This is a genomic window from Microbacterium sp. IO18, assembly GCF_049099505.1.
GTDB classification, from domain to species: domain Bacteria; phylum Actinomycetota; class Actinomycetes; order Actinomycetales; family Microbacteriaceae; genus Microbacterium; species Microbacterium aurugineum.
In genome coordinates, this window is sequence record NZ_JBMJAF010000001.1 from 1,016,202 (window position 1) to 1,041,757 (window position 25,556).

A 25,556-nucleotide genomic window follows, 5' to 3' on the forward strand; every position below is an offset into this window, starting at 1 on the left:
CTCGGCGGATGCACGACGGTGAGCTCGCGCTCGAGACCGAGGTCGCGGCACGGCTGATCACGCGCCGCTTCCCCGAGCTGCGCCGAGAGGAGCTGCGACCGGTCTCGTCCACCGGGACGGTCAACAGGATCATCCGGGTGGGCGACGGCCTTGTCGCCCGCTTCCCGCGCCTCGCGGCATCGGAGCCCACTCTCGCGCGTGAGGCCGCGGCGCTCGATGAGTTGGCCGCAGCGAGTCCGTTCCCCGCCCCGCGCTCCTACGGGATCGCTGCCGCGTCGGAAGAGTTCGACTCGGCCTGGGCCGTCCAGTCCTGGATCGACGGCGAGCCGCCGGGCCCCGTGCGTGCTGCCGCGTCGGAAGCCTTCGCTCACGATCTGGTCGTCCTCATCCGTGCACTGCGCGCGGTCGACGTGCGCGGACGGGTGTTCGACGGGAACGGCCGCGGCGGAAGACTCGGCGACCACGATGAGTGGGTCTCGGAGTGTCTGTCGCGGAGCGCACACCTGATCGACGTGGCACGCACCGCGAAGCTCTGGGCGGCCCTGTGCGCGCTTCCGCCCGCCGACGCTCCGCTGATGTGCCACCGCGACCTCACGCCGTTCAACCTCCTGGTCATCGAGCGCGACGACGAGGTCCGGCTGGCGGGCGTGCTCGACGGCGGGGACTTCGGACCTGCGGACCCTGCGCTCGACCTCGTCGCCGCCTGGCACCTCCTCGATGCCCCGACCCGACGCCTCGTCCGCGACGGTGTCTCCGCCGGTGAGGCCGAGTGGCAGCGGGGTGCCGGGTGGGCCCTGCAACAGGCGCTGGGCCTCGGGTGGTACTACGAGAAGTCGAACCCGCAGATGAGCGCGCTGGGGATCTCCACCGTCCGCCGCGTGCTCGCGGACCCCGAGCTGTCGATGCTCGTCGGCTGAAAGTCAGGCGACAGCACCTCCGAGGGCGAACTCGGCCACGATCGGGGCGAGCGACGCACCGATCTGCTCTGCGGGGAGTTTGCGGCCCTTCACCTCGAATGTGTGCCCGCCGCCCTCGATCCAGACGATCCGGGCTTCCCGACAGGTCGCGACAGCCTGTTCGAACTGCGAGATCGGCTGGATGAAGGGATCGTTCGTCCCCTCCACGAAGAGCTGTGGCACGGTGATCGCCGGCAGGTGCTCGACCCGCGGTTTCTCCGGCCGACCTGGCGGATGAAGGGGATAGCCGAGATAGACGAGTCCGTCCACCCGTAGGCCCTCCGCGACCGCCATCGATGCCATGCGTCCGCCGTAGGACTTCCCCGTCGCCCAGACGGTCGCCGCGGGGTCTGATGTGCGCGCGAACGTCGTGACCGCGTTCCAGGTGGCGATCGCATGCGCGGCCGGCCCCGGCATCCGCCGCCCCTGCTGCACGTACGGGAAGTTGAAGCGCAGTGTCGAGAAGCCGATCGCGCGGAGTGCCTCGACGTACCCGGTGAGGAAGGGATGGTCCTTTCCCGTTCCCGCACCGTGGGCGACGATCACCGTCGCCCCGTTGTCGCCGCGCGTCCAGTCGGCCGACACGACGGTGGTTCCCTTCGGCAGCGCGACCTGGATCTCAACCATCAGGAGGAACGTCCGGGGATCGTCGTCACGCCCGCTCGCCCGGGGCGCCTTCTGCACCCGGCGTCGCGTCGGGCTCGATCGGTGCGGGCGTCCCGGGCTCGGGCGTACCCGGCTCCGGATCGGCGGCCGGTTCGGCAACGGGGTCTGCCGGCCGCGGGGGGATCACGGGCTCCTCGGGTGCCGGCGCCGTCGCGCCAGGCGTGATCCGTTCTCCGTATCGCGGCGGCTCGTCGAGGTTCACGGGAGGCCGGACCGGAGCGACGCGCGTCGCGCCGAGCACGTCGCGAGCCTTGGCGAGCGAGGCGGACTGGACGGTGACCTCGTAGTGATCCGCCGCGAACTGCGTGACGCTCGCGAAGTCGCGACGACGCCGGACGATCGCGTAGGTCACGAGACTCAGGAGCATCCCGACCGCGACGCCGATGAGGACGAAGCCGACGAAGAGCTGGATCGGGACCTCGGGGTTGCCGAGCACGAGGATCGCGGAGAGGAACAGGCCGATCAGGACTCCGTTGATGGCGCCGGAGCGGGCGGCCGCGGCGTAACCGAGCTTGCCGGTCACGCGCTCGACCGTCCGCACGCTCTGCCCGACGATCGCGATGTCCCGTGCCGGGACCTCCCCGGCGATCAGCTTCGAGACGGTCTTCTGTGCGTTCTCGTAGTCGCGCGTGGAAGCGACGATCTCGCCGGTCTCCGAGCTGTTCGCGGGGCGGTTCAGCATACTCATCCGACTATTCTTCCACGCGCACCGTCAGACCGCCCGAGGCGCGGCCATCCCGCCGATGACCGGGCCCGCCGACTACTCTGGAGGGGTGAGCACACAACGGGTTTTCGCCGCGCGCCTGGCCGGGTGCGCCGTCTTCGATCCCGTCGGCGACCGGCTCGGCAAGGTCCGGGACGTCGTCGTGGTGTACCGAAGTACCGCGGCACCCCGCGTGATCGGTCTCGTGGTCGAGATCCCCGGACGACGACACGTGTTCCTCTCGATCGGCCGCGTCACATCGATCCGCTCCGGTCAGGTCATCACCACCGGACTCATCAACGTGCGACGCTTCTCTCCGCGGGCCGGCGAGGTGCGGGTGCTCGCGGAGCTGCTCGGAAGACGCGTGAGCTTCTCCGACGGCAGCGGTACCGCCGTGATCGAGGATGTGGCGATCGAGCCCAATCGCCTCGGGGAATGGGCCATCAGTCAGCTCTTCCTGCGTCGGCCGAAGACCAGCGCCTCTCCCTTCGCGAAGGGGCCCACGACGTTCGCCGCGTGGAACGAGGTCGCCGAGGAACGCGCGCCGGGCGAATCCCAGTCCGCCGAACAGCTCGTCGCTTCGTACTCCGAACTGCATGCCGCCGACCTCGCGAACACTCTTCTCGATCTGCCGCAGCAGCGGATGATCGAGGTCGCCGAGGAGCTCTCGGACGACCGCCTCGCCGATGCCCTCGAGGAGATGCCCGAGGACGAGCAGGTGCACATCCTCGACCGGCTCGGCGACGAGCGCGCGGCCGACATCCTCGACCAGATGGAGCCGGATGATGCCGCCGACCTGCTCGCCCAGCTCACCCCGGACCGCCTGGAGCAGCTCCTCGAGCTGATGGAGCCCGAGGAGGCCGAGGACGTCAGGATGCTGCTGCGCTACGGCCCGGACACCGCCGGCGGTCTGATGACCCCGGAACCCATCATCCTGTCGGCCGATGCGACCGTCGCCGAGGCCCTGGCTCTGATCCGGCGCCACGAGCTGCACCCGGCGCTGGCCGCGGCCGTGTTCGTGACACTCCCCCCGTTCGAGACGCCCACCGGTCGCCTGCTCGGGCTCGTGCACTTCCAGCGGATGCTGCGCTATCCCCCGCATGAACGACTCGGAGCGATCCTCGATGACAGCCTCGAGCCCGTTCCCGTCACCGCGTCGGCGGCCGAGGTGGCACGTCTGCTGGCGAGCTACGACCTCGTCTCGTTGCCGGTGATCGACGCAGCCCATCGGCTGGTCGGCGCCATCAGCATCGACGACGTGCTCGACTATCTCCTCCCCGATGACTGGCGTTCACAGGACAGCGACGACATCGCCGCCGCTGCGAAGGAGACGAGCTGATGGCCCGCGAGTCGCGTCTGGACGCGCCGGGACGCAGCACGGCCCGCCCGCGCACCACCTCTCGCGACCGCTTCGGAAGGTTCACCGAGTGGGTCGCGCGGGCGATGGGGACGCCAGCGTTCCTCGTGATCCTCAGCCTGTTCTGCGTGGTCTGGATCGTCTGGAACACCCTGATGCCCGAGCATCTGCGTTTCGATGACGCCGCGCTCGGGTTCACGGCCCTGACGCTCATGCTCTCGTTGCAGGCCTCCTATGCCGCACCGCTGATCCTGCTCGCGCAGAACCGCCAGGACGACCGCGACCGGGTGCAGATCGAGCAGGACCGCCAGCGCGCCGAGCGCAACCTCGCCGACACCGAATACCTGGCCCGCGAGATCGTGGCACTGCGCATGGCGCTCGAGGAGCGCAACTCGCAGACCGTGACCCGAGACGTGCTGCGCCAGGAGTTGAAGACCCTGCTCGCCGAACTCGAGGACACCGACGACAGGGCATCGGGGGGCGCCGCATCGTGACCGAGGCCGACCTCGTCCGCACCGCGGTCTCCGCCGTGACGGACCCGGAGTTGCGTCGACCGATCGGCGACCTCGACATGGTGCGCGACATCTCCGTCGACGGTGCCCACGCCCAGGTCGGCATCGTGCTGACGATCGTGGGCTGCCCCGCCGCGGCCCGAATCGAAGCGGACGTGCGACAGGCCGCGGCGTCCGTCCCCGGCATCACGGACGTCGACGTCGAGGTGGGCGTGATGACCCCCGCCGAACGCAAGGCGCTGACCGAGAAGCTGCGCGACGGTCGCCCGGCACGGCACATGCCGTTCGGCCCCGACTCCCTCACCCGCGTGATCCTCGTCTCGAGCGGCAAGGGCGGAGTGGGCAAGTCGACGGTCACCGCCAACCTCGCGGTCGCCCTCGCCGACCAGGGACTCTCGGTCGGACTCGTCGATGCCGACGTGCATGGCTTCTCCATCCCCGGCCTCCTCGGGATCCCGGCCGGGACGCAGCCGACCCGCATCGACGACCTGATGCTGCCACCGGTGGCCCACGGCGTGAAGACGATCTCGATCGGGATGTTCCTGCGCGACGGCGAGTCCGTCGTGGCCTGGCGGGGGCCGATGCTGCATCGCACCGTGTCCCAGTTCCTCACCGACGTCTTCTTCGGCGACCTCGATGTGCTCCTCATCGACATGCCGCCCGGCACGGGCGACATCGCCATCTCGATCGGACAGCTGCTCCCGCACGCCGAGGTCCTCGTCGTGACGACTCCGCAGACCGCTGCCTCCGACGTGGCGATCCGCAGCGGTCTCGTGGCACGGCAGACCGGTCAGCAGGTGATCGGCGTCGTCGAGAACATGGCCGCCTACACGCTCCCCGACGGAACCGTGCTGGACCTGTTCGGGTCGGGCGGAGGAGCGGCCGTCGCCGATGCGCTCTCCGAACCGGACGAGGTCGTCCCGCTGCTGGCCTCCATCCCCCTGAGCCCTGCGCTGCGCCAGAGCGGAGACGCCGGCGCGCCCCTCGTCTCGGGAGCAGCCACGGATGCCGCAGCCACCGCGATCCACGACCTCGCTCGCGCGCTCACCCGGCGGGGACGCGGCCTCTCCGGCCGTTCGCTGCCGATGACCGTCGGCGGACCACGCAAGGAAGAGTGACCGATGCCTCCCCGCTCCCTGACGATCGACGAGGGGCTGCTGCAGCGGATGGCTCGCGATGCGGCGATCTACTCGCTGACCCGGCCGGCTGCCATCGTCATGTGGGTCGCACTCGCCGGCGCGCTGACGCTCAGCATCCTGAATCTGAGCACCCCCCTGCCCGCGGGCGCAGAACCGCCGTTCGGCGCGGGCTGGATGCCGCTGCTGATCATCGGTCTCGCGGTGTTCGCCGTCGTGATGTCGGTGTCGTCCGCCCGCCAGGCCGTGCGGACGGCGATGCCCGTCGAGACCGTGGTGTGGGCACAGCTCGAAGACGACGTGCTGAGGCTGGGCAGCGGCAGGAGACAGTCGGAGATCGCCTACGGGACGTTCCAGAGCATGCGCGTGGGCAGGGATGCGGTGCTGCTCAAGGTGCGTGGGACGAGCGCGGCGACCGCCATCCCCCGTGCCCTGCTCAGCGACGCGGACATCGCGACCCTGCGCTCACGGATCTCCTGAGAGCCCCTTCGCGCCTGAAGGTCAGGTGGCCTCGGGATCGAACGGGGGGCGGTTCGTCGCGCTGAACTCCTGCGGGGCGGCGCGGGGGGCGATGGGCTCGGCGATCGTCTCCTTGGCCTGTACCGGCGTCGCCGGCTGCGGCTCCTCGAACAGGGCGTCGCGGATGATCCGACGCGGGTCGTACTGACGGGGGTCGAGCTTTCGCCAGTCGACGTCGTCGATCTCGGGCCCCATCTCCTGGCGCATCCGACTCTTGGTGTCGCGAAGGTATTCGCCGGCCTTGCGGACCATGCGGGAGAAGCTCTCGGCGGCCCGCGGAAGACGCTCAGGACCGATGATCAGCACCGCGATGAGGCCGATCAGCAGCATCTTCTCGAAGGTGAGCCCGAACGTCATCTCTACAGGCTACCGCCGCGCCTGCGGTCCCCGCGCGCGACGAGCGAATACGCTGGAGGGAATCACCGGGCAGGCAGGGAGAACAGGCCATGAGCGAGCACGACGCGAACGCGCGTTTCCTTCGCGAGTCCATCGTGGAGCCGGACTCCATCGCCCGCGCTCGGGCACATGCGGTCGAGCTGGGCGCGATGCCGGTCAGCACGGTCGTCGGCTCCCAGATCGCCGTGCTCGCCGCCGCGACGGGTGCGCGGTCGATCGTCGAGATCGGCACCGGTGCCGGTGTCTCCGGCCTCTGGCTCCTGCGCGGTGCCCCCCAAGCTGTGCTCACCACGATCGACAACGAGCCCGAGCACCTCGCAGCCGCACGTCAGGCGTTCGCCGATGCGAGGGTCCCCTCCACGAGGGTCCGTTTCATCACGGGACGCGCCATCGACGTGCTGCCTCGGATGAACGAGGCGTCCTACGACATCGTGCTGGTCGACGCCGACCCCGAGCACATCATCGAGTACGTCGAACACGGGCTTCGTCTCGCCCGCACCGGCGGCCTGGTACTGGTCCCCCGCGTCCTCGCCGGCGGCCGCGTCGCCGATCCCGTCCAGCGCGACGAGATCACGTCCGCCTACCGTTCCCTGGTGCAGGAGACGCAGGAATCGTCGGCAGTGCTCGCGACCGTATCCCCTGCCGCCGAAGGCCTGCTGCAGCTCATCAGCCTCCCCGAGCGCGACTGAGCCCTCCGCACGGATCGCTCCCGAAGAGCCCGGAATCGACGAAGGGCGGTGGATCCGAGGATCCACCGCCCTTCCGGATCCGCGGACGCGGATCCGAGATCGATCAGGCCGGTGCCACGACGGCGGCCAGCACGTCGTGAAGCTCCTTGGCCTCTGCGTCGTTCACGGAGACGACCAGTCGGCCGCCGCCTTCGAGTGGAACACGCACGATGATGAGTCGTCCTTCTTTCACGGCCTCCATGGGTCCGTCTCCGGTCCTCGGCTTCATCGCTGCCATCGTGGCTCCCTTTCCTCCGGTGGTATGGGATGAGTTTATCGGGTGTCACCGGGACCTGGAGGTCACCGAGCAACAATTGGGTCGAGCTTCACGATCACGGCACCTGCCAGAACGTGTTCCCGAGCGCGTACATGTGGTAGATCCAGAACCACTGACCGACGAGACACAGCGCGAGGATCCCGAGCCTCCAACGCCGTGAGCGCGGGACGGCGACCGCACCCCACATCGGGCTGAGCGGCAGGAGCAGACGGAAGGTGCTCGACTGGGGGAAGAACACCGCGAGCAGGTAGAGCAGGTAGCTCGCGCTCCACAGCCGCAGGTCTCCGCCCAGGGCGCGGACCTGCGGGGAGTACAGCAGCGTGGCCGCGAGCCCGACGACCAGCAGCGCCAGTGCGATCGGCCCCCACCACTGCGGAAGCCCCCAGAAACCGAACCAGAACTGCGCTGCCTGGACCCAGCCTTCGAACGGGACGAAACCGTCGACACCACCGACGATCCAGTGGCGACGCCATGCGAGTTCGGTGGCGAGGTACGCGCCGGGGTCGCCGGTGACGATGCCGGCGATCACCTGCCAGGCGAAGCCGGTCACGCTCGCCAGCGCACCCAGCGCGAGGATGTGCGCGATCTCGCGACCGGACAGCGGATCCTCCTTCCGACGAACCCATCGCATGATCCCGTGCAGCCCCAGGTAGAGGGCGAAGGCGAGTACACCGGGGCGGGTGAAGGCCATCACCGGGATGAGCACGTAGAGCCAGGAGTAGCGGTGCGCGGCGGTCGCGTCGAGTGCGAGGAACAGCAGCAGGAGGAAAAGGGTCTCGGCGTAGCCGACCTGGAACATGGCCGCGATGGGCCCGGCGGCGAAGAAGACGACCGCCCAGGTCGCCGCGCCGTTTCCGATGCGGTCACGGAGCAGGCGGTGCAGGGCGAGGCAGGCGAGGTACCCGGCGACGAACGAGATCACGAGAGCGCCGACGCCCCACGAGCCGAACAGGAACCCGACCGTCTTGGCCGCATAGGCGAACACCGGCATGAACGCCCAGGCGTTCTCGGCGACCTCCCCGGAGTCGGTCAGGGGGAGGTCGGTCGGATACCCGTTCTCGGCGACGAGCCAATACCACTGGGCGTCCCAACCGAGGATGAAGTCGACGACGCCCGCGTCTGCACCGAACCGAGAGGCCCCGGTCGACAGGGAGCCCGCCACGAGGAAGAAGGCGGTGGTGACCACCCGCGCACCGAGATAGATGAAGGCGATGCGCAGTGCGAGCGGTGTCTGCGCCCACCGGCGGGCCGCACTCAGTGCGAAGCGAGCCATACGCGCAGGCCCCGCTCCACGGCGTCGATCTGCGCGAGCGGCACGCGCTCCTCGTCGTGGTGCGCGAGGTGCGGGTCGCCCGGGCCGTAGTTCACCGCAGGGATGCCGAGGGCCGAGAACCGGGCGACATCCGTCCATCCGTACTTCGGTCGCGGCTCCGCGCCGACAGCAGCCACGAACTGCTTCGCGATCTCGGCGTCGAGCCCGGGGCGCGCACCCTCGGCGGCGTCCGTGATCTCGATGTCGAAGCCCGCGAGAACACCGCGGAGATGGGACTCGGCGTCCGCAGCCGACTTGTTGGGAGCGAAACGGTAGTTGACCTCGACCTCGCAGGCATCGGGGATGACGTTCCCCGCGACGCCACCCGCGATGCGCACGGCGCTCAGGCTCTCACGGTAGAGCAACCCTTCGACGAGCACCTCCTTGGCGCGATACTCCGCCAGCCGGGTGAGGATGGGCGCGGCACTGTGGATCGCGTTCTCGCCGATCCAGGCGCGGGCACTGTGTGCTCGCACGCCGGTCGTCCGGACGAGCGCTCGGAGGGTGCCGTTGCAGCCCCCCTCCACCTCACCGTTGGACGGCTCGCCGAGGATCGCGAAGTCCGCCTGGAACAGATCGGGACGAACGGCCGCGAGCAGCCCGAGACCGTTCTTGGAGGCTTCGATCTCCTCGTTGTCGTACCACATCCAGGTGATGTCGACGGCGGGAGCGGTGAGCTCGGCCGCGAGTTTCAGCTGCACGGCGGTGCCGGCCTTCATGTCGACCGTGCCGCGTCCCCACAGGTAGGGCACTCCGTCGATCTCGATGTCCCGCGTCGGGAGGTTCGCATTGATCGGCACGGTGTCGATGTGACCGGCGATCGCGACGCGCTGCGCACGGCCGAGGTCGGTGCGGGCGACGATCGTGTTCCCGTGCCGGAAGACCTCGAGATGGGCCAACGGCGAGATCGCGGCCTCGATCGCATCGGCCAGCGTCTTCTCGTCGCCGGAGACGCTCGGGATGTCGCAGATCGCACGAGTGAGTTCGACGGAGGACGCGGTCAGATCGAGCACCATGCGTCCAGCCTACTTTCCCCGTCATGCGTGAAGTCGTCGCCGGCCGGGCGCGATAGCGTGGAGGGATGAGCGACGCACGCACGGTATGGGGTATCGGACTGACCACGATCGCCGGGGACGGCACGGTTCTCGATGCCTGGTACCCGGAGGTGCGACGCGGGGAGCTCGTCGCGGATGAGGCGGCCGTCGCCGCACTCGAACCCCTCGTCGGACGCGACGAGCGACGAGACGTCACGGTCGAGGTCGTGCAGCTGCAGATCGACCTCGACGAAGGCCCCGCCTCCACCGCCGACGCGTATCTGCGTCTGCACGCGCTCTCGCACCTCGTGGCGCGTCCCAACGAGCTGAACCTCGACGGCATCTTCGGGCACCTGCCCAACGTCGCCTGGACGAACGCCGGACCGGTGCACCCCGACGTCGCCGCGCGTCATCGTCCGCACCTCCAGCGCGCGGGCATCCAGGTGCAGGGGCTGGACAAGTTCCCCCGTCTGACCGACTACGTCCAGCCGGCCGGCGTGCGCATCGCCGACGCGTCCCGCGTGCGCCTCGGCGCCTACCTCTCCCCCGGCACGACGGTGATGCACGAGGGCTTCGTCAACTTCAACGCCGGCACTCTCGGTGCCTCGATGGTCGAAGGGCGCATCTCGCAGGGCGTCGTCGTCGGGGACGGCAGCGACATCGGCGGTGGCTCCTCCATCATGGGCACCCTCTCGGGCGGCGGCACGCACCGGGTGTCGATCGGAGCGCGCACGCTCCTCGGCGCCAACGCCGGCATCGGCATCTCGCTCGGCGATGACTGCATCGTCGAAGCGGGTCTCTACGTGACAGCCGGCACCAAGGTCGTGCTCGCCGACGGTCCCGCGACGCCGGATGGCGGGCGGCGGACGGTGAAGGGTGCGGAACTCTCGGGCCAGGACGGACTGCTGTTCCGCCGCAACTCGCTCAGCGGGGCGGTCGAGGCTGTGCGACGGGCGGGCGTCGGAGTGACGCTGAACGAGGCGCTGCACGCCTGATCCGCCGTCGACGACTCGCGCACGCAGCGGGCATGCAGCTGACGGCATGCCCGCGCTGATAGACTGACCTCGTTGCACGGACCGCCGGTCCCACAACATCGTCGTCGTCACGGGGTCTCCGAGGACCGAAGCGAGCGGAACTGCTCCCATCACCAGCATCAGCTGGCCTTTCGAACGGCGAACCGATGCGCAATTCCTGCGCCGTCGCCCACCTCACCCCTTATCTCGCGCCGTTCACTCGTGCGCTGACGGAGTTTCTGCATGTCTACTTTCCTTGAACTCGGCGTTCCCGCCGAGCTCGCCGCCGTTCTCGCCGACTCCGGCAAGACCGAAGCGTTCGCCATCCAGCGCGACACGCTCCCCGACTCGCTTGCCGGACGCGACCTCCTGGGCCGCGGACGCACGGGCAGTGGCAAGACCATCGCCTTCGCGCTCCCGCTCGTCGCGCGACTCGCCGCGTCCGGGCGGCAGCGCCGCGCAGGCCTGCCGCGCGGACTCGTCCTCGCTCCGACCCGAGAGCTCGCAACCCAGATCGCTGCGACGATCGCTCCTCTCGCCGCCGCCGCGGGCCTGCGCGTCACGACCGTCTTCGGCGGCGTCAGCCAGCGTCCGCAGGAGCAGGCGCTGCGCGGCGGCGTCGACATCGTGGTCGCCTGCCCCGGTCGACTCGAAGACCTCATGAAGCAGCAGGTCGTGCGCCTGAGCGCGATCGAGGTCACCGTGCTGGACGAGGCCGACCACATGGCCGACCTCGGCTTCCTCCCCGGTGTCACCCGCATCCTCACGGCGACCCCGGCCGGCGGTCAGCGCCTGCTGTTCAGCGCGACGCTCGACCGCGGCATCGACACCCTGGCCCGCCGCTTCCTCTCGAACGCGGTCAGCCACGAGGTCGATGAGGAGAGCGTGCCCGTCGGCGAGATGACCCACCGTGTGCTCGTGGTCGACTCGACCGACAACAAGACCGCGCTCGTGCGCGACCTCGCATCGGGCACCGGGCGCCGCATCCTCTTCACCCGCACCAAGCACCAGGCGAAGAAGCTCGCGAAGCAGCTCACCGCTGCAGGCATCCCCGCGGTCGACCTGCACGGAAACCTCTCGCAGAACGCTCGCGAGCGCAACCTCGGCGCATTCTCCGCGGCGCCGGAGGACGGCGGCGTGCGTGTGCTCGTCGCGACCGACGTCGCTGCGCGCGGGGTGCACGTGGACAACGTGGACCTCGTGGTGCACGTCGACCCGCCCGTGGAGCACAAGGCGTACCTGCACCGTTCCGGTCGCACGGCGCGCGCCGGAGCCGCCGGTACGGTCGTGACCGTCGTGCTGCCCGAGCAGCGTCGTGACGTCAAGGATCTGCTGCGCAAGGCCGCCATCAGCGCTCCGCTGGAGGACGTGACCACGGCGGCCGTCACCGCTCTCGTCCCCGAGCGCGCACCGCACGTGCGCCCGGCCCCGGTGCAGGCGCCGCAGCAGCAGCGTCAGTCTTCGAAGCAGCGTCCCGCGGGCGGCGAGCGGAACGCGGCGGCGAACCCGCCTTCCCGTCGTCGTCGCCGTCCCCGCTCCGGCGCATCCGGTGCAGGCCAGGGCGGAGGCTACTCCACGCAGAGCGGCCAGTCCCGTCAGGGCGGCGGCCGGGGGCGCTGACGCGTCCCGCCCCACTCTTTTCACGTCGAGGCCCCCTCAGCGCGTCGACGCCCCCTCTGACAGTCGTCAGTGTGAGGGGGCGTCGGCGGGCAGAGGGGGCCTCGACCGCTTACGGTCGCGCGCGGCCGAGACTCAGCGGGTCGGAAAAGAGCGCTCCGAGGATCCGGTGTACAGCTGCTGCGGGCGGCCGATCTTGGTCTGCGGGTCGAGCTGCAGCTCACGCCACTGCGCGAGCCAGCCGGGCAGACGTCCGATCGCGAAGAGCACGGTGAACATCCGCGTGGGGAAGCCCATCGCCTTGTAGATCACACCCGTGTAGAAGTCGACGTTCGGGTACAGGCGACGCTCGCGGAAGTAGTCGTCGGCGAGCGCGAGCTCCTCGAGCTCCTTGGCCAGGTCGAGGAGGGGGTCAGTGACGCCCAGCGAGGAAAGCACCTCGTCGGCCGCGTCCTTGACGAGCTTGGCGCGCGGATCGTAGTTCTTGTAGACCCGGTGCCCGAAGCCCATCAGCTTCACGCCCTCTTCCTTGTTCTTCACCCGCTCGACGAAGCGCGAAACGCTCTGACCAGAGTCACGGATCTGCCCGAGCATGGTCAGCACAGCCTCGTTCGCGCCGCCGTGAAGCGGGCCGGAGAGAGCCTGGATGCCGGCGGAGATCGACGCGAACTGGTTCGCACCGGTGGAGCCCACGAGGCGGACGGTCGAGGTCGAGGCGTTCTGCTCGTGGTCTTCGTGCAGGATGAGGAGCAGCTCGAGAGCCTTCGACATCACCGGGTTGACCTCGTACTCCTCGCTGTGCACACCGAAGTTCAGCTTCAGGAAGTTGTCCACGAAGCTCAGCGAGTTGTCGGGGTAGAGGAAGGCCTGGCCGACGCTCTTCTTATGCGCGTACGCCGCGATCACCGGAAGCTTGGCGAGCATGCGCACCATGTTGAGTTCGACGTGCTCGGGGTTGTGCGGATCGGTCTGACCTTCGTAGTAGGTCGAGAGCGCCGCGACCGCCGACGACAGCACCGACATCGGGTGCGCCGTGTGCGGCAGGGCGGAGAAGAAGCGCTTGAGGTCTTCGTGCAGCAGCGTGTGGCGGCGGATCTTCTCGTCGAACTCCGCGAGCTCGGATGCCGAGGGCAGTTCGCCGTAGATCAGGAGCCAGGCGACCTCGAGATAGCTGGTCGATCCCGCCAGCTGTTCGATCGGGTATCCGCGATAGCGCAGGATGCCCTTGTCGCCGTCGATGAAGGTGATCTCGGACTTCGTCGACGCGGTGTTCACGAAGCCGTAGTCGAGGCCGGTGTAGCCGGTCTGACGGGTCAGCGTCGAGAAGTCGATGCTGTCGTGCCCCGCCGTGCCGCGCAGTACCGGGAATTCGGCGGTCGTCTCACCGATCGTCAGCTTCGCCGTCTGGTCTGCCGCTGCACTCACGCGGACCTCCTCCTGGTGTCCGCCCCCGCTCGTCGCGGTGGAGTCGGACATGATCTTGATCAAGTCGGAACTGGCGATCTCACGGCGCTGAGGCACCAGGTCGGGTCACGACCGAATCGCTTTTACAGCCTAGTAGGCACTCCGGCCTACTGTGACATCCGCCAAACAGACGGCCACTTCAAGGGGATAATCTACAGAGCTTCGACAGTGAGGCGTCGCGCCGCCTCGAGGATGCGCTCGGTCGGGGCGGTGAGGGCGAGCCGGACATGCTGCGCGGCGTCAGCACCGTAGAACGGCCCCGGGCCCGCGAGGATGCCGAGCTCAGCGAGCCTCGCCATCGAATCCCAGGCATCCCGTCCCTCCGTCGCCCACAGGTACAGCCCGGCTTCTGAACCATCAATACGGAAGCCGGCCGCTGCGAGCGCAGGACGCAGCGCATCCCGCCGAGCGCGATAGAGCTCCTTCTGCGCCGCGACGTGCGCGTCGTCGCCGAGCGCCACCGCCATGGCGTGCTGCACCGGAGCGGGCGGCATCAGGCCGAGGTGCTTGCGCGCCGTGAGGAGGTCGCCGACCACGCGCGCACAGCCTGCGACGAACGCGGCGCGGTAGCCGGCGAGGTTCGACTGCTTGCTCAAGGAGTACACGCTGAGCAGATTCGCGCGGCTGCCATCGGTCACCCGCGGGTCGAGGATCGACGGAATCGGCGAGGTGGCCCATTCGCCGTCCCACCCGAGTTCGGCATAGCACTCGTCGCTCGCGAGCACGGCGCCGAGTTCACGGGCGCGACGCACGGCCGCGGCGAGCTCGTCCACCGTCCAGGTGCGGCCGTCCGGGTTGCCCGGGGTGTTGATCCAGATGAGCTTCGTGCCCTCCGGCCAGTCCGCGGGGTCGTCGGCGGGGAGTGGTGTCGCGCCGACGACGCGGGCACCGACCTCGTAGGTCGGGTACGCCACTCGGGGGTGCACGACGATGTCGCCCTCCCCCAGACCGAGCAGCGTGGGCAGCAGCGCGACGAATTCCTTGGAGCCGATCGTGGGCAGGACGTTGTCGACGCGAAGGTCGGGCACACCGCGGCGGCGCGCGTACCAGTCGACAATCGCCTCGCGCAGGGTCGGCGTGCCGACCGTCTGCGGATAGGCGTGGGCGTCGGTCGCCTCGGCGAGAGCGCGCCGGATGATGTCGGGAGTCGGATCCACCGGCGAGCCGATGGAGAGATCCACGATCCCTTCCGGGTGTCGGGCCGCACGCTCGCGGAACGGGACGACGGCATCCCAGGGGTAGTCGTCGAGGTCTCGGACGCTCACAGCGCGCGCCTACTCGCCCTGCGGCGGGAGCGCGGCGACGATCGGGTGATCGAACGCGTAGACGCCGACCTTCGCCGCGCCTCCGGGAGATCCGATCTCGTCGAAGAACTCGACATTGGCCTTGTAGTAGTCCTGCCACTCGTCGGGCAGGTCATCCTCGTAGTAGATGGCTTCCACCGGGCACACCGGCTCACAGGCGCCGCAGTCCACGCACTCGTCGGGATGGATGTACAGCGAGCGTTCGCCCTCGTAGATGCAGTCAACGGGGCACTCGTCGATGCAGGCTCGATCCTTGACATCGACGCACGGGAGGGCGATCACATACGTCACCGCTCCAGTCTACGACTCGCGCGCCTCGGATTCCTGCGCGGCGGGTGCCTCCGTGCGCACCGGGACCCGGGCGAAGGAGGGCCAGGCGACGACCAGGAGCACGATTCCCGCGACCACGTACGTCCAGATCTGACCGCTGAGCGAGTCCGGCACGACCACGGACCCTCCGGGACCCACGCCGGAGATCAGCACCAGCATCCCGATCATCCCCAGTCCGGCGGCGACCGCTGCCCCTCGGTCGTGGGTGAGCGCGCGCACGGCGACGAGGATCGCTGCGCACGCGATCGCAGCGACGATCAGTCCGATCGGGACGGGCCCCCACATCACACTGTGGGCGATGGTGCCCGCCACGCCGTAGACGCCGCCCACCAGGGCCGCAGCCACCCAGGACAGCACTCTCGACAACCAGCTCACGCGCACCCGTTGAGCTTACCGGCGCCGGCGGTGTGCCGACGAGATCCGGGGTTCACGATGCGAGGCCGAAGACGCGCAGCAGGGCCGCCACCAGGGCAGCAGCCACCACGACGACGAGGAACGACTGCCGCAACCACAGGAGTCCCCCAGCGACCAGCAGAGCGGGCACACGCGCATCGACCATGATGGCCTGTCCGTCACCGAGGGTCTGCACGGCGACGAGCGCCGCGAGGAGGGCCACGGTCAGCAGATCGGAGATCCGGGCGACGCGGGGCTCTTCGAGTACCGAAGACGGCACGAGATAGCCGGCCGCCTTCATGGCGAGGCAGATCACCGCCGCGAGGAGGATCGCGCTCCAGAGGCTCATGAGGGGGCCTCCGCGCCATCCAGCGGCTCCTCGGCCGGCGACACGGGTCGTCCGAGCCAGTTGAACCAGCCGACGGCGATCGCGACCACGGCCGCGACGAGCACCGGAAGGCCCGGCATGAGGAACGGAGTGAACGCGGCGGCGACCACGGCGGCCGCCACCCCCACCGCGATGGCCTGCCGCTGCCGGAGCCGCGGCCACAGCAGCGCGAGGAACGCCGCGGCGGCTGCAGCGTCCAGCCCCCACGTCTTCGGATCCCCCAGCACGTCACCCACGAGCGCGCCGACGAGGGTGGTGATGTTCCAGCCGACGAAGATACCGACCCCGGTCACCCAGAAGCCGATCTGCCGCAGCCGCGGGTCGCTCTGCGAGATCGCCACCGCCGTCGATTCGTCGATCGTGAAGTGCGCCGCGATCGCTTTGCGCCCGGGCCCTCCCCCGACGATCGGCGACATCCGCATTCCATAGGCGACATTGCGCACCCCGAGAAGGGCCGCCGACGCGATGGCCGAAGGCAGGGCAGCGAGACCGCCGGCCGTGAAGACGCCGACGAACGCGAACTGCGAGCCGCCGGTGAACATCAGCAGGCTCAGGACGCAGGTCTGCCAGACATCCAGGCCGGAGGCCACGGCCAACGCACCGAAGGAGACCCCATAGGCACTGGTCGCGAGCACGACACCGAGCGCCTCTCGCCAGACCTCACGCTCCGCGGTCATGGCGCCGATCGCATCCAGGTGTTCGCTTCAGTGAACGCATGATCATCATTCTGAACATTTCTGAATGCATAGTCAAGCGAACGATCGTTTGACATGATGAACACATGGAGGATCTCCGCACACGTCTCGCTCGAACCCTGCGCCGCGAAAGGGAGGCCGCGAGCCTGTCGGTCTCAGAGCTCGCCCGGCGAGCCGGGGTGTCCAAGGCCACGGTCTCGCAGCTCGAGAGCGGCTCCGGGAACCCCAGCGTCGAGACGCTGTGGGCACTCGGCGTGGCACTCGGCGTGCCGTTCGCGGTGCTCGTCGACCAGCAGGCCAACGCCCCGACCCTGATCCGTGCCGACGACCTGGCCGGTGTTCCCTCCTCCGCCGCGGCCTACAGTGCGACCCTGCTCTCTGCCAGCCCTCCGGGAGCACGCCGCGATGTGTACCTGATCCAGGCCGACCCGGGCGATCCCCGCCTGTCGGACCCTCACCACCCGGGCACGATCGAACACGTGATCCTGGTCGCCGGCGAGGCGCGGGTCGGACCCGCGGGCGAACCCGTGGTCCTCCACCCCGGCGACTACCTCACCTATGCCGGCGATGCCGCGCACATCTTCGAGGCGACGAAGCCGAACACGAGCGCCGTGCTCATCTCCGAGTTGCGCTGAACGCGGGGTGACCGCGCCGGGTCAGTACCAGTTCACGGCCTGGGAATGCGCCCACGCGCTGCACGGGGTGCCGTACACCGACGAGATGTACCCGAGTCCCCAGGCGACCTGGGTGGCGGCGTTGGTCTGCCAATCGGAACCGGCCGACGCCATCTTGCTACCGGGAAGCGCCTGCGGGATCCCGGTGGCGCCGCTCGGGTTGTACGCCTGGTAGTTCCACCCGGATTCCTTGTTCCACAGGGAGTCCAGGCAGGAGAACTGGTCGCCACCCCATCCATAGGTGCTCGACATGAGCTGCCGTGCGGTGGCCTTTGCACCCTCCGGCGTGTTGGCTGCGGCCAGGGCGGCCGCCGCCTGCTTCTCCGCCGCGGCCCGCGCGGCTGCCTCCTCTGCGGCGATCCTGGCCGCCTCTTCCGCTGCGCGTTTCCGCTCGGCTGCGTCGAGGGCACTGCGCAGCTCTGCGGTCTCGGCGACGACATCCGCCGTCTCCTGCTTCGCCTCCTCGGCGACGGGGACGACCAGGAGCACCGGAGTCACGTCGAGCTCTTCGAGCTTGTCGATGTCGCTCTCCAGATCGGAGGTGTCGACGGACGACGTGGTCTCGAGGTCGAGGCCCGAGCTGACGACCTCGCCGTTCAGCGTCTCCGCCGCGACGACGGCGACCTTCGCCTGCGTCAGCGTCGCGGACGCGACCTTCGTGATCTGCGCCAGGGGCTCTGCACCGGAACGGACAGCCGAGGTGACGACGGAGGGGATGTCCACCGCACCCGACGCGGGCACGGACGCGAGACCGACGCTCACGGTGATGCCGAGGAGAGCGGCAGCCGCCGCTCCGAGGACGGACAGGGGACGGTGGGCCGCTGTGCGGGCTGAGGCCGCTGCGGAGGCGCGCCGAAGCGCACGAGTCTTCTGAAGCATGGGGTCGACTTTCGGGTTGTCGTACGCCGTTGCAGGAGACTCATCGGGAGCTCGTCCCCGGCGCAGTGAACCACCCTGACTCACGAACCTGAACGAAAACCATCCCTCACCTGGGATTTACATGAGAAGAGGGTCCCGCACGCGCCATCCGGCGGTGCGAGACCCTCTCACTCGGAGCGTGTCCGAGGCTGGTGTCAGACGTTCGCGTCCTGGCGCTTCAGGCGAGCCGTCTCCCGTGCACGGGTGTTCGCATCGAGGTTCACCTTGCGGATGCGGACGACCTCCGGGGTCACCTCGACGCACTCGTCATCGCGGGCGAACTCCAGGCTCTCCTCGAGCGTCAGCTGACGCGGGGGCGTCATCGACTCGAACGTGTCGGAGCTGGCCGCACGCATGTTGGTGAGCTTCTTCTCCTTGGTGATGTTCACGTCCATGTCGTCGGCGCGCGAGTTCTCGCCGATGACCATGCCCTCGTAGACCTCCTGCGTGGGCTGCACGAAGAACGACATGCGCTCCTGCAGGGCGATCATCGCGAACGGGGTGACGACGCCCTGACGATCGGCGACGATCGAGCCGTTCTGACGCGTGGTGATGGAGCCCGCCCACGGCTCGTAGCCGTGCGAGATCGCGTTCGCGATGCCGGTGCCGCGCGTGGTGGTGAGGAACTCGCTGCGGAAGCCGATCAGGCCGCGCGACGGGACGATGAACTCCATGCGCACCCAGCCGGTGCCGTGGTTGGTCATGTTCTCCATGCGACCCTTGCGGTTCGCGAGCAGCTGGGTGATCGCACCGAGGTGCTCTTCCGGGGTGTCGATGGTGAGGTGCTCGAAAGGCTCGTAGGTCTTGCCGTCGATCTTCTTCGTGACCACCTGCGGCTTGCCGACCGTGAGTTCGAAGCCCTCGCGACGCATGTTCTCGACGAGGACGGCCAGGGCCAGCTCTCCACGGCCCTGCACCTCCCAGGCGTCCGGGCGTCCGATGTCGACGACCTTGAGCGAGACGTTACCGATCAGCTCCTTGTCGAGACGGTCCTTGACCATGCGAGCGGTGAGCTTGTGGCCCTTGACCTTGCCCATGAGCGGCGAGGTGTTGGTGCCGATCGTCATCGAGATGGCGGGGTCGTCGACCGTGATCGCCGGCAGCGGACGCACATCCTCGGGGTCGGCGATGGTCTCACCGATCGTGATGTTCTCGAATCCGGCGATGGCGACGATGTCGCCGGGGCCGGCGGAGTCGGCCGGGTAGCGCTCGAGAGCACGGGTCTTCAGGAGCTCCGTGATGCGCGCGTTGCTGGTGGTGCCGTCGGCACGGACCCAGGCCACGGTCTGGCCCTTCTTCAGCGTGCCGTTGAAGACGCGGAGCAGAGCGAGACGACCGAGGAAGGGGCTGGAGTCGAGGTTCGTGACCCAGGCCTGCAGCGGGTGCTCGTCGTCGTACTCCGGAGCGGGAACGTGCTCGAGGATCGCCTCGAACAGCGGCTCGAGGTCGTCGTTGTCCGGCAGCGAGCCGTCGGCGGGACGATTCTGCGATGCGGCACCGGCGCGACCGGAAGCGTAGACGACAGGCACGTCGAGCAGGGCGTCGACATCGAGGTCGGGCACGTCGTCGACCAGGTCGGAGGCGAGACCCAGGAGCAGGTCGTGTGCCTCCTCTTCGACCTCCGCGATACGGGCATCGGGACGATCGGTCTTGTTGACCAGGAGGATCACGGGAAGCTTGGCCTCGAGCGCCTTGCGCAGCACGAAGCGCGTCTGCGGCAGCGGGCCCTCACTCGCGTCGACGAGCAGGACGACACCGTCGACCATGGACAGGCCGCGCTCGACCTCGCCCCCGAAGTCGGCGTGACCAGGGGTGTCGATCACGTTGATCGTGATCTCCTCGCCGCCTGCGTGCTTGCCCTTGTACGTGATCGCCGTGTTCTTGGCGAGGATCGTGATGCCCTTCTCACGTTCCAGATCGTTCGAGTCCATGGCGCGCTCATCGACGTGGGCGTGTTCACCGAAGGAGCCCGTCTGACGCAACATGGCGTCGACGAGAGTGGTCTTGCCGTGGTCGACGTGCGCGACGATCGCGACGTTGCGGAGGTCAGAGCGAAGGGCGTGCGCCATGCAGGTGTCCTAAAAGATGTGGGGTTTTGCCGGGAAGCCGACGTTCCAGGATAACGCAAGCACAGAGCTTGTTCCTGAAAGCAGGTCGTAGCATCGAGATCGTGACCAGACCGCAGGCTCCGTGGGACCTCCCCGACCTCTCCCCCGCCCCGTCCCGTGCGCGACTGTGGTGGGAGATCGCGATCGTCCTGGCGCTCGGCCTCGGACAGTCCGCCGTGTATGCGATCGTGCAGCTCGTCTACCGGCTCACGGATGAGGTCCCGATCGCCGACCAGGTCGCGAAGCTGAACCCGTCCCGGAGCGACCGCGAGATCTTCGACCTCATCTACCAGGTGCTCGCGATCGGGTTCTCCCTGATCCCGGTGGTGCTGGTGTGCTTCCTGCTCTGGCAGTCACGGCGCCCGCATCTGGCACGGCTGGGTCTGGACGGCACCAGGTCAGGACGCGATGTCGGTCGCGGCATCCTGCTCGTCCTGGCGATCGGCATCCCCGGCCTCGGTCTCTACCTCGCCGGTCGCGCTCTGGGACTCACGGTGGCCATCGACCCCGCGGGGATCGACGCGTATTGGTGGACCGTTCCCGTCCTGCTGCTGGCCGCGGCCCGCGCATCGCTGCAGGAGGAGTTCGTCCTGCTCGGCTATCTCTTCACCCGGCTCCGCCAACTCGGCTGGAGTCCGTGGACGATCATCGTCTCCACGGCGGTGCTGCGGGCGAGCTACCACCTCTATCAGGGGTATCCGGCGTTCCTCGGCAACCTGGCGATGGGCCTGCTCTTCGGCTGGCTGTACCAGCGCAACGGACGCCTCCTACCGTTCCTGGTCGCACACTTCGTGATCGACGCCGCCGCATTTGTGGGGTACCCCTGGGCGGCGGCGACGTGGCCCGCACTGTTCGGGCTTCCCGCCTGAGTCGATCAGACCGAAGCGGAACCGGCGAGGAGGATCGCGACGACCGCCCAGATCACGATCACCACGAGCGCGATGACCGCCGGCCGATCCCACTCGCGTCGGATCGGCGCATCGGACGCGGGCGCGGCGTCCCAGAGGTCGCGGATGTCCGTGAGTGCGTGAAGGCCGGATGACGGCTTGGGTTCGGCGTCCTCCCCGCGACCGGGGCGGGGTGGCCGGGCGCGGGCGGGGCCGCCGTAACAGCTGACCTCGCGCCCGTCATCCAGGGAGAACAGCAGCTGCCACCGCAGGTCGACGTCGCGCACGCGACTCCAGTCGAAGCGCGTGCGGCGGAGCATGTTCTGGACGACGACACCGTGGGCATCCACGCGGACATGCGAGACGTAGCTGATCTCGTACACGATCCAGAGGGCGAGCAGCACCCACGGAGCGACGAGCAGCATCTGCTCCCAGCTTCCCCGAACGGCGGTGTCGCCGAGCAGGAACAAGGCCAGGAGGGCACTGAAGACGAGGACGACCACGCCCGAGGGCGCGCGGTATGTGCGCGCGCCCTCGGGTTGTTGCGATGAGGTCACGCTCCGGCGCCTCCGAGCGTGAGGGACGCACCCGGGATCGCCTGGAGGAGGCGCTCGGTGTACTCCTCCTGCGGATTCGCGAAGATCTCGTCGACGGTGCCCTGCTCGACGATCTTCCCCTTCTCCATGACGCAGACGAGGTCGCTCGACACGCGGACGACGGCGAGGTCGTGCGTGATGAACAGATACGTCAGGCCCAGCTCGGACTGGAGGTCCGCCAGGAGTTTCAGGATCTGATCCTGCACCAGCACGTCCAGCGCGGACACGGCCTCGTCGAGGACGATGATGTCCGGCTTGAGCGCCAGGGCCCTGGCGATCGCCACGCGCTGGCGCTGTCCGCCTGAGAGCTCGTTCGGATAGCGACTCGCAAGGGCCTGCGGGAGGGCGACCTGCTCCAGCAGTTCCTTGACACGAGCCCGCTGCGACGCCTTGTCGCCGACACCGTGGATCTGCATGGGTTCGGCGATCGTGCTGCCGATGTTGCGCAGCGGATCGAGCGAGCCGTACGGGTCCTGGAAGACCGGCTGCATCCGACGACGGAGACCGAAGGACTGCGCGCGCGACAGGTTAGACACGTCGCGGCCGTCGATCTCGATCGTGCCGCTGGTGGGATCCTCCAGCTTGAGCACCATCTTCGCCACGGTCGACTTGCCCGAACCGGACTCGCCCACCAGCGCGAGGGTCTTGCCGCGCGGGATCTCGAAGGACACATCGTCCACTGCACGGAAGGCTTCACTGCGGAAGTTCCCCTGGCGGATCTTGTAGTCCTTGGTCAGCCCTGCGACGCGAACGGTCGGCGGGATCGCGGCGAGGTCGTCGCGCGTCTCGATGCCGCGGTCCGCGACGACGGCCTGGATCCGCTTCGACGCCACACTCGGTGCCGCCGCGACCAGACGCTTCGTGTACGGGTGCTGCGGATCCTCGAGGATCTGTCGGCTCGGGCCCGCCTCGACGATGTTGCCGCCGTTCATCACGATGATCTTCTCGGCGCGTTCCGCGGCGAGTCCCAGATCGTGGGTGATCAGCAGCACCGAGGTGCCCTTGTCCCGCGTGAGTGTTGCCATGTGGTCCAGAATCACGCGCTGCACCGTCACATCGAGAGCCGATGTCGGCTCATCGGCGATGAGCAGCTTCGGATTGGCCGCGAGCCCGATCCCGATCAGCGCCCGCTGGCGCATGCCGCCGGAGAACTGATGCGGATACTGGTGCAGTCGGCGCTCAGCATCTGCGAGCCCCGCCTGCTGCAGCACCTCGACGGTCCGCGCCTTGACCGCGGCACGGCCCTGGGCGATGCCGTTGGCTCGGACGGCCTCCTTCACCTGGAAACCGATGCTCCACACCGGGTTCAGGCTCGACATCGGGTCCTGCGGCACGAATCCGATGTCGCGCCCACGCACCGACTCGATCTCCCGACGGCCGAGGCTCGTGAGTTCACGTCCCTCCAGCGTGACGGATCCCTTCGTCACCACTCCGGTGCCGGGAAGCAAGTTCACGATGGCCGTGGCTGTGGTCGACTTGCCGGAGCCCGACTCACCGACGATCGCGACGGTCTCGCCGGGCATGACGTCGAAGCTCACGCCGTGGAGGACCTCGCGCATCCCCTCCTGAGAGCGGAAGGCGACCGTGAGGTCGCGCACGCTCAGCAGCGGGGTCTGATCAGCAATACGATCGCTCATCGCCGAGCCCTCGCCTTCGGGTCGAGGGCGTCTCGGATGAGCTCACCCAGAGTCACGAACGCGAGCACCGCCAGGGTGAGCGCGATCGACGGATAGATGAGCGCCATCGGAGCGACGCGCAACGAGGCCTGCGCCTTGCCGATGTCGAGGCCCCAGGACATCACGTCACTGCCGAGACCGACACCGAGGTACGACAGGGTCGCCTCGGCGACGATCGCCGCCGCGAGCCCGAGGGTCGAGACCACGAGCAGCGGCGCGAGGGCGTTCGGGATGACGTGGCTCACGAGGATCCGGAACTTCGACTGCCCCACGGCCTGTGACGCCATGACGAAGTCCGCTTGGCGGACCCTCAGCACTTCTGCGCGGACCACACGGGCTGTGGAAGCCCAGGCGAACCCACCGATCGCGAAGGCGAGCGTCCACACGGAACGGGAGTCCCGGAAGACGGTCATCACGACCACGGCGGCGAGGATGTAGGGGATCGCGAAGAAGATGTCGCCGACGCGCGAGAGCACCGAGTCGAGCCATCCTCCGTAGAACCCCGCGAGCGCCCCCATGATGAGGCCGAGGATCGACGCGATCACCGTGGCGATCAGGCCGACCGCGAGCGACGTCTGCGACCCCCAGACGATACGGGAGTAGATGTCGCAGCCCTGGAAAGTGAAACCCAGCGGGTGCCCCTCGGTCGGGCCGCCGTTGCTGTCTGACAGGTGACAGTCGCTGTTCGGCGGCACCTGTGTGAACAGCGTGGGCCACAGCGCCATCAGCAGGAAGACGAGCGCCAGCACCACCGAGAACCAGAACAGCGGGCGCTTGCGCAGGTCACGCCAGGCGTCTCGCCACAGGTTGCTGGGCTTGTCGGCGATGCGCACGGCGTCGACGTTGACGGATTCCGTCTCGACGGGAGCAACGTAGTGCTTCTGAGTGGTGGGATCAGGCATAGCGAATCCTCGGGTCGAGCAGACCGTAGAGCAGGTCGATGACAAGGTTGACCAAGACGTAAAGGATCACGAAGACCGTCACGAACGAGACGACAGTCGGACCCTCACCGCGCTGAATCGCCTGGAACAGCGTGTTTCCGACGCCCGGGACGTTGAAGATGCCCTCGGTCACGGTCGCGCCGACCAGTAGCACACCGAAGTTGGTGGCGGAGTTGGTGATGACGGGGATCAGCGAATTGCGCAGCACGTGCACGGGCAGCACGCGATTGCGTGACAGGCCCTTGCTGTACGCCGTGCGCACCCAGTCCTGGTTGAGCGTGTCGATCACGGAGCTGCGCATCAGACGCATGCTGACCGCATAGAGACTGAAACCGAGGACGATGGCCGGAAGCCACAGACCTCCCCAGTCGTTGTCCGCGCCCACGGTCGGTTTGAACCAGCCGAGCTGGATCGCCAGGAAGTACTGGGCGAGGAAGGCGACGACGAAGATCGGGATCGCGATCGCGACGAGCGCGATCATGAGCGAGACGTTGTCGAAGAACTTGCCCTTGCGCAGCGCCGAGATCGTGCCGATGACGATGGCGAGGAAGAACTCGATGCCGATCGCCATGACGGCCAGGCGCCCCGTCACAGGAAGCGTCGCCGCGAGAACCGCGGAGACGGGCCTCCCGGAGTAGGTGGTGCCGAGGTCACCCTGGAATACGCCGGTGATGTAGTACCAGTACTGCACCAGGAACGGCTGGTCGAGGTGATACTGCGCGCGCAGCTGTTCGATGACCGCCGGGTTCGGGGTCTTGTCACCGAAGAGCGCGAGGATCGGGTCGCCAGGCATGGCGAACACGAGGAAATAGATGAGCAGGGTGGCTCCGAAGAAGACCGGGATCACCTGCAGAAGACGTCTCAGAATGTAACCGAGCATCCGCTTGTCCCTTCTTGAGGGCAAAGAAAGCGAGGCGAACACAGCCCATGAGGCGGTGACGAAGAATCGTCACCGC

At 68.5% G+C, this 25,556-nt stretch carries 28 protein-coding genes; 10 read left to right on the top strand and 18 right to left on the bottom strand.

The window, feature by feature from the left end:
- Positions 1–8: 8 nt before the first annotated feature.
- Positions 9–917, top strand: a complete 909-nt coding sequence (locus ACLF6J_RS04920) for a phosphotransferase (protein ID WP_134353378.1) — start codon at positions 9–11, stop codon at positions 915–917.
- 3 nt (positions 918–920) lie between these two features.
- On the opposite strand, the gene ACLF6J_RS04925 is transcribed toward ACLF6J_RS04920, so the two are convergent.
- Positions 921–1,583, bottom strand: coding sequence for an alpha/beta family hydrolase (locus tag ACLF6J_RS04925; RefSeq protein ID WP_134353376.1), 663 nt, complete (start codon positions 1,581–1,583; stop codon positions 921–923).
- 25 nt (positions 1,584–1,608) lie between these two features.
- Positions 1,609–2,310 carry a general stress protein gene (locus ACLF6J_RS04930; protein WP_208526526.1) on the bottom strand — a complete coding sequence of 234 codons (702 nt, stop codon included), beginning with the start codon at positions 2,308–2,310 and terminating at the stop codon, positions 1,609–1,611.
- A gap of 85 nt (positions 2,311–2,395) precedes the next feature.
- Here ACLF6J_RS04930 and ACLF6J_RS04935 point away from each other — a divergent pair, with 85 nt between their 5' ends.
- The 4 genes from ACLF6J_RS04935 to ACLF6J_RS04950 are packed head-to-tail and all read left to right on the top strand — an operon-like array spanning position 2,396 to position 5,810.
- On the top strand, positions 2,396–3,664 hold the full coding sequence (locus ACLF6J_RS04935; protein WP_047523064.1) for a magnesium transporter MgtE N-terminal domain-containing protein: 1,269 nt from the start codon (positions 2,396–2,398) through the stop codon (positions 3,662–3,664).
- Positions 3,664–4,176: a DUF1003 domain-containing protein gene (locus tag ACLF6J_RS04940; RefSeq protein ID WP_047523065.1), complete on the top strand. Its 513-nt coding sequence runs from the start codon at positions 3,664–3,666 to the stop codon at positions 4,174–4,176. Before ACLF6J_RS04935 ends, ACLF6J_RS04940 begins: the two co-directional genes overlap by 1 nt.
- Complete coding sequence (locus ACLF6J_RS04945) at positions 4,173–5,312, top strand: Mrp/NBP35 family ATP-binding protein (RefSeq protein ID WP_134353374.1); 1,140 nt, start codon at positions 4,173–4,175, stop codon at positions 5,310–5,312. Before ACLF6J_RS04940 ends, ACLF6J_RS04945 begins: the two co-directional genes overlap by 4 nt.
- 3 nt (positions 5,313–5,315) lie before the next feature.
- Positions 5,316–5,810: a hypothetical protein gene (locus ACLF6J_RS04950; protein WP_047523067.1), complete on the top strand. Its 495-nt coding sequence runs from the start codon at positions 5,316–5,318 to the stop codon at positions 5,808–5,810.
- A gap of 21 nt (positions 5,811–5,831) precedes the next feature.
- Here the strand turns inward: ACLF6J_RS04950 and ACLF6J_RS04955 are convergent, their stop codons facing one another.
- Positions 5,832–6,206 (bottom strand): twin-arginine translocase TatA/TatE family subunit, encoded by a 375-nt coding sequence (locus tag ACLF6J_RS04955; protein WP_131491909.1) that lies wholly within the window; start codon positions 6,204–6,206, stop codon positions 5,832–5,834.
- 89 nt (positions 6,207–6,295) lie between these two features.
- Here ACLF6J_RS04955 and ACLF6J_RS04960 point away from each other — a divergent pair, with 89 nt between their 5' ends.
- Positions 6,296–6,934, top strand: a complete 639-nt coding sequence (locus tag ACLF6J_RS04960; RefSeq protein WP_047523069.1) for an O-methyltransferase — start codon at positions 6,296–6,298, stop codon at positions 6,932–6,934.
- Positions 6,935–7,037: 103 nt separating this feature from the next.
- On the opposite strand, the gene ACLF6J_RS04965 is transcribed toward ACLF6J_RS04960, so the two are convergent.
- From ACLF6J_RS04965 to dapE, 3 genes are all read right to left on the bottom strand, one after another.
- Complete coding sequence (locus tag ACLF6J_RS04965; RefSeq protein WP_017203323.1) at positions 7,038–7,211, bottom strand: DUF3117 domain-containing protein; 174 nt, start codon at positions 7,209–7,211, stop codon at positions 7,038–7,040.
- 94 nt (positions 7,212–7,305) lie between these two features.
- The gene (locus ACLF6J_RS04970; RefSeq protein ID WP_134353372.1) at positions 7,306–8,523 is read right to left on the bottom strand and encodes a hypothetical protein; all 1,218 of its coding nucleotides are present in this window, start codon (positions 8,521–8,523) and stop codon (positions 7,306–7,308) included.
- Positions 8,505–9,578 carry a succinyl-diaminopimelate desuccinylase gene (gene dapE, locus ACLF6J_RS04975; protein WP_131491906.1) on the bottom strand — a complete coding sequence of 358 codons (1,074 nt, stop codon included), beginning with the start codon at positions 9,576–9,578 and terminating at the stop codon, positions 8,505–8,507. The genes ACLF6J_RS04970 and dapE overlap by 19 nt, the downstream gene beginning before the upstream one ends.
- A 65-nt stretch (positions 9,579–9,643) precedes the next feature.
- Here dapE and dapD point away from each other — a divergent pair, with 65 nt between their 5' ends.
- Together dapD and ACLF6J_RS04985 are read left to right on the top strand one after the other, a co-directional pair.
- On the top strand, positions 9,644–10,591 hold the full coding sequence (gene dapD, locus ACLF6J_RS04980) for a 2,3,4,5-tetrahydropyridine-2,6-dicarboxylate N-succinyltransferase (protein ID WP_134353370.1): 948 nt from the start codon (positions 9,644–9,646) through the stop codon (positions 10,589–10,591).
- A 261-nt stretch (positions 10,592–10,852) separates the two neighbouring features.
- Entirely contained in the window at positions 10,853–12,229 is a 1,377-nt protein-coding gene (locus ACLF6J_RS04985) for a DEAD/DEAH box helicase (RefSeq protein WP_134353369.1), read from the top strand.
- A 132-nt stretch (positions 12,230–12,361) separates the two neighbouring features.
- Here ACLF6J_RS04985 and ACLF6J_RS04990 read toward each other — a convergent pair whose 3' ends face one another.
- From ACLF6J_RS04990 to ACLF6J_RS05015, 6 genes are all read right to left on the bottom strand, one after another.
- Entirely contained in the window at positions 12,362–13,702 is a 1,341-nt protein-coding gene (locus tag ACLF6J_RS04990; protein WP_372491360.1) for a citrate synthase, read from the bottom strand.
- 140 nt (positions 13,703–13,842) lie between these two features.
- The gene (gene dapC, locus ACLF6J_RS04995) at positions 13,843–14,955 is read right to left on the bottom strand and encodes a succinyldiaminopimelate transaminase (protein WP_134353367.1); all 1,113 of its coding nucleotides are present in this window, start codon (positions 14,953–14,955) and stop codon (positions 13,843–13,845) included.
- Positions 14,956–14,964: 9 nt separating this feature from the next.
- On the bottom strand, positions 14,965–15,285 hold the full coding sequence (gene fdxA / locus ACLF6J_RS05000) for a ferredoxin (RefSeq protein WP_131491902.1): 321 nt from the start codon (positions 15,283–15,285) through the stop codon (positions 14,965–14,967).
- A 9-nt stretch (positions 15,286–15,294) separates the two neighbouring features.
- Complete coding sequence (locus ACLF6J_RS05005) at positions 15,295–15,699, bottom strand: histidinol dehydrogenase (RefSeq protein ID WP_244093623.1); 405 nt, start codon at positions 15,697–15,699, stop codon at positions 15,295–15,297.
- A gap of 52 nt (positions 15,700–15,751) precedes the next feature.
- Positions 15,752–16,066 carry an AzlD domain-containing protein gene (locus tag ACLF6J_RS05010; RefSeq protein WP_047523077.1) on the bottom strand — a complete coding sequence of 105 codons (315 nt, stop codon included), beginning with the start codon at positions 16,064–16,066 and terminating at the stop codon, positions 15,752–15,754.
- Positions 16,063–16,782, bottom strand: a complete 720-nt coding sequence (locus tag ACLF6J_RS05015; RefSeq protein WP_134353363.1) for an AzlC family ABC transporter permease — start codon at positions 16,780–16,782, stop codon at positions 16,063–16,065. The genes ACLF6J_RS05010 and ACLF6J_RS05015 overlap by 4 nt, the downstream gene beginning before the upstream one ends.
- 104 nt (positions 16,783–16,886) lie before the next feature.
- Between ACLF6J_RS05015 and ACLF6J_RS05020 the strand changes: the two genes are divergently transcribed.
- The gene (locus tag ACLF6J_RS05020; protein ID WP_134353361.1) at positions 16,887–17,435 is read left to right on the top strand and encodes a helix-turn-helix domain-containing protein; all 549 of its coding nucleotides are present in this window, start codon (positions 16,887–16,889) and stop codon (positions 17,433–17,435) included.
- A gap of 21 nt (positions 17,436–17,456) precedes the next feature.
- On the opposite strand, the gene ACLF6J_RS05025 is transcribed toward ACLF6J_RS05020, so the two are convergent.
- Positions 17,457–18,353: a phospholipase gene (locus ACLF6J_RS05025; RefSeq protein ID WP_208526525.1), complete on the bottom strand. Its 897-nt coding sequence runs from the start codon at positions 18,351–18,353 to the stop codon at positions 17,457–17,459.
- 194 nt (positions 18,354–18,547) lie between these two features.
- The gene (gene typA / locus ACLF6J_RS05030) at positions 18,548–20,461 is read right to left on the bottom strand and encodes a translational GTPase TypA (protein ID WP_421076838.1); all 1,914 of its coding nucleotides are present in this window, start codon (positions 20,459–20,461) and stop codon (positions 18,548–18,550) included.
- Between the two features lie 101 nt (positions 20,462–20,562).
- Between typA and ACLF6J_RS05035 the strand changes: the two genes are divergently transcribed.
- A complete protein-coding gene (locus tag ACLF6J_RS05035) occupies positions 20,563–21,369 on the top strand; it encodes a CPBP family intramembrane glutamic endopeptidase (protein ID WP_134353359.1) in 807 nt (268 codons plus the stop codon).
- A gap of 5 nt (positions 21,370–21,374) precedes the next feature.
- Here the strand turns inward: ACLF6J_RS05035 and ACLF6J_RS05040 are convergent, their stop codons facing one another.
- The 4 genes from ACLF6J_RS05040 to ACLF6J_RS05055 are packed head-to-tail and all read right to left on the bottom strand — an operon-like array spanning position 21,375 to position 25,480.
- Positions 21,375–21,944: a PH domain-containing protein gene (locus ACLF6J_RS05040; RefSeq protein ID WP_134353357.1), complete on the bottom strand. Its 570-nt coding sequence runs from the start codon at positions 21,942–21,944 to the stop codon at positions 21,375–21,377.
- On the bottom strand, positions 21,941–23,620 hold the full coding sequence (locus tag ACLF6J_RS05045) for a dipeptide ABC transporter ATP-binding protein (RefSeq protein WP_131491896.1): 1,680 nt from the start codon (positions 23,618–23,620) through the stop codon (positions 21,941–21,943). The genes ACLF6J_RS05040 and ACLF6J_RS05045 overlap by 4 nt, the downstream gene beginning before the upstream one ends.
- Positions 23,617–24,561 carry an ABC transporter permease gene (locus ACLF6J_RS05050; RefSeq protein ID WP_134353355.1) on the bottom strand — a complete coding sequence of 315 codons (945 nt, stop codon included), beginning with the start codon at positions 24,559–24,561 and terminating at the stop codon, positions 23,617–23,619. The genes ACLF6J_RS05045 and ACLF6J_RS05050 overlap by 4 nt, the downstream gene beginning before the upstream one ends.
- Positions 24,554–25,480 (bottom strand): ABC transporter permease, encoded by a 927-nt coding sequence (locus ACLF6J_RS05055; protein WP_131491894.1) that lies wholly within the window; start codon positions 25,478–25,480, stop codon positions 24,554–24,556. The genes ACLF6J_RS05050 and ACLF6J_RS05055 overlap by 8 nt, the downstream gene beginning before the upstream one ends.
- Positions 25,481–25,556 lie beyond the last annotated feature (76 nt).

Coding starts and splice junctions, on each gene's coding strand:
- ACLF6J_RS04920 (WP_134353378.1), top strand. CDS start 9: ATGCACGACGGTGAGCTCGCGCTCGAGACCGAGGTCGCGGCACGGCTG.
- ACLF6J_RS04925 (WP_134353376.1), bottom strand. CDS start 1,583: ATGGTTGAGATCCAGGTCGCGCTGCCGAAGGGAACCACCGTCGTGTCG.
- ACLF6J_RS04930 (WP_208526526.1), bottom strand. CDS start 2,310: ATGAGTATGCTGAACCGCCCCGCGAACAGCTCGGAGACCGGCGAGATC.
- ACLF6J_RS04940 (WP_047523065.1), top strand. CDS start 3,664: ATGGCCCGCGAGTCGCGTCTGGACGCGCCGGGACGCAGCACGGCCCGC.
- ACLF6J_RS04950 (WP_047523067.1), top strand. CDS start 5,316: ATGCCTCCCCGCTCCCTGACGATCGACGAGGGGCTGCTGCAGCGGATG.
- ACLF6J_RS04955 (WP_131491909.1), bottom strand. CDS start 6,206: ATGACGTTCGGGCTCACCTTCGAGAAGATGCTGCTGATCGGCCTCATC.
- ACLF6J_RS04960 (WP_047523069.1), top strand. CDS start 6,296: ATGAGCGAGCACGACGCGAACGCGCGTTTCCTTCGCGAGTCCATCGTG.
- ACLF6J_RS04965 (WP_017203323.1), bottom strand. CDS start 7,211: ATGGCAGCGATGAAGCCGAGGACCGGAGACGGACCCATGGAGGCCGTG.
- ACLF6J_RS04970 (WP_134353372.1), bottom strand. CDS start 8,523: ATGGCTCGCTTCGCACTGAGTGCGGCCCGCCGGTGGGCGCAGACACCG.
- dapE (WP_131491906.1), bottom strand. CDS start 9,578: ATGGTGCTCGATCTGACCGCGTCCTCCGTCGAACTCACTCGTGCGATC.
- dapD (WP_134353370.1), top strand. CDS start 9,644: ATGAGCGACGCACGCACGGTATGGGGTATCGGACTGACCACGATCGCC.
- ACLF6J_RS04985 (WP_134353369.1), top strand. CDS start 10,853: ATGTCTACTTTCCTTGAACTCGGCGTTCCCGCCGAGCTCGCCGCCGTT.
- ACLF6J_RS04990 (WP_372491360.1), bottom strand. CDS start 13,702: ATGTCCGACTCCACCGCGACGAGCGGGGGCGGACACCAGGAGGAGGTC.
- ACLF6J_RS05010 (WP_047523077.1), bottom strand. CDS start 16,066: ATGAGCCTCTGGAGCGCGATCCTCCTCGCGGCGGTGATCTGCCTCGCC.
- ACLF6J_RS05015 (WP_134353363.1), bottom strand. CDS start 16,782: ATGACCGCGGAGCGTGAGGTCTGGCGAGAGGCGCTCGGTGTCGTGCTC.
- ACLF6J_RS05020 (WP_134353361.1), top strand. CDS start 16,887: ATGGAGGATCTCCGCACACGTCTCGCTCGAACCCTGCGCCGCGAAAGG.
- ACLF6J_RS05025 (WP_208526525.1), bottom strand. CDS start 18,353: ATGCTTCAGAAGACTCGTGCGCTTCGGCGCGCCTCCGCAGCGGCCTCA.
- typA (WP_421076838.1), bottom strand. CDS start 20,461: ATGGCGCACGCCCTTCGCTCTGACCTCCGCAACGTCGCGATCGTCGCG.
- ACLF6J_RS05045 (WP_131491896.1), bottom strand. CDS start 23,620: ATGAGCGATCGTATTGCTGATCAGACCCCGCTGCTGAGCGTGCGCGAC.
- ACLF6J_RS05050 (WP_134353355.1), bottom strand. CDS start 24,561: ATGCCTGATCCCACCACTCAGAAGCACTACGTTGCTCCCGTCGAGACG.
- ACLF6J_RS05055 (WP_131491894.1), bottom strand. CDS start 25,480: ATGCTCGGTTACATTCTGAGACGTCTTCTGCAGGTGATCCCGGTCTTC.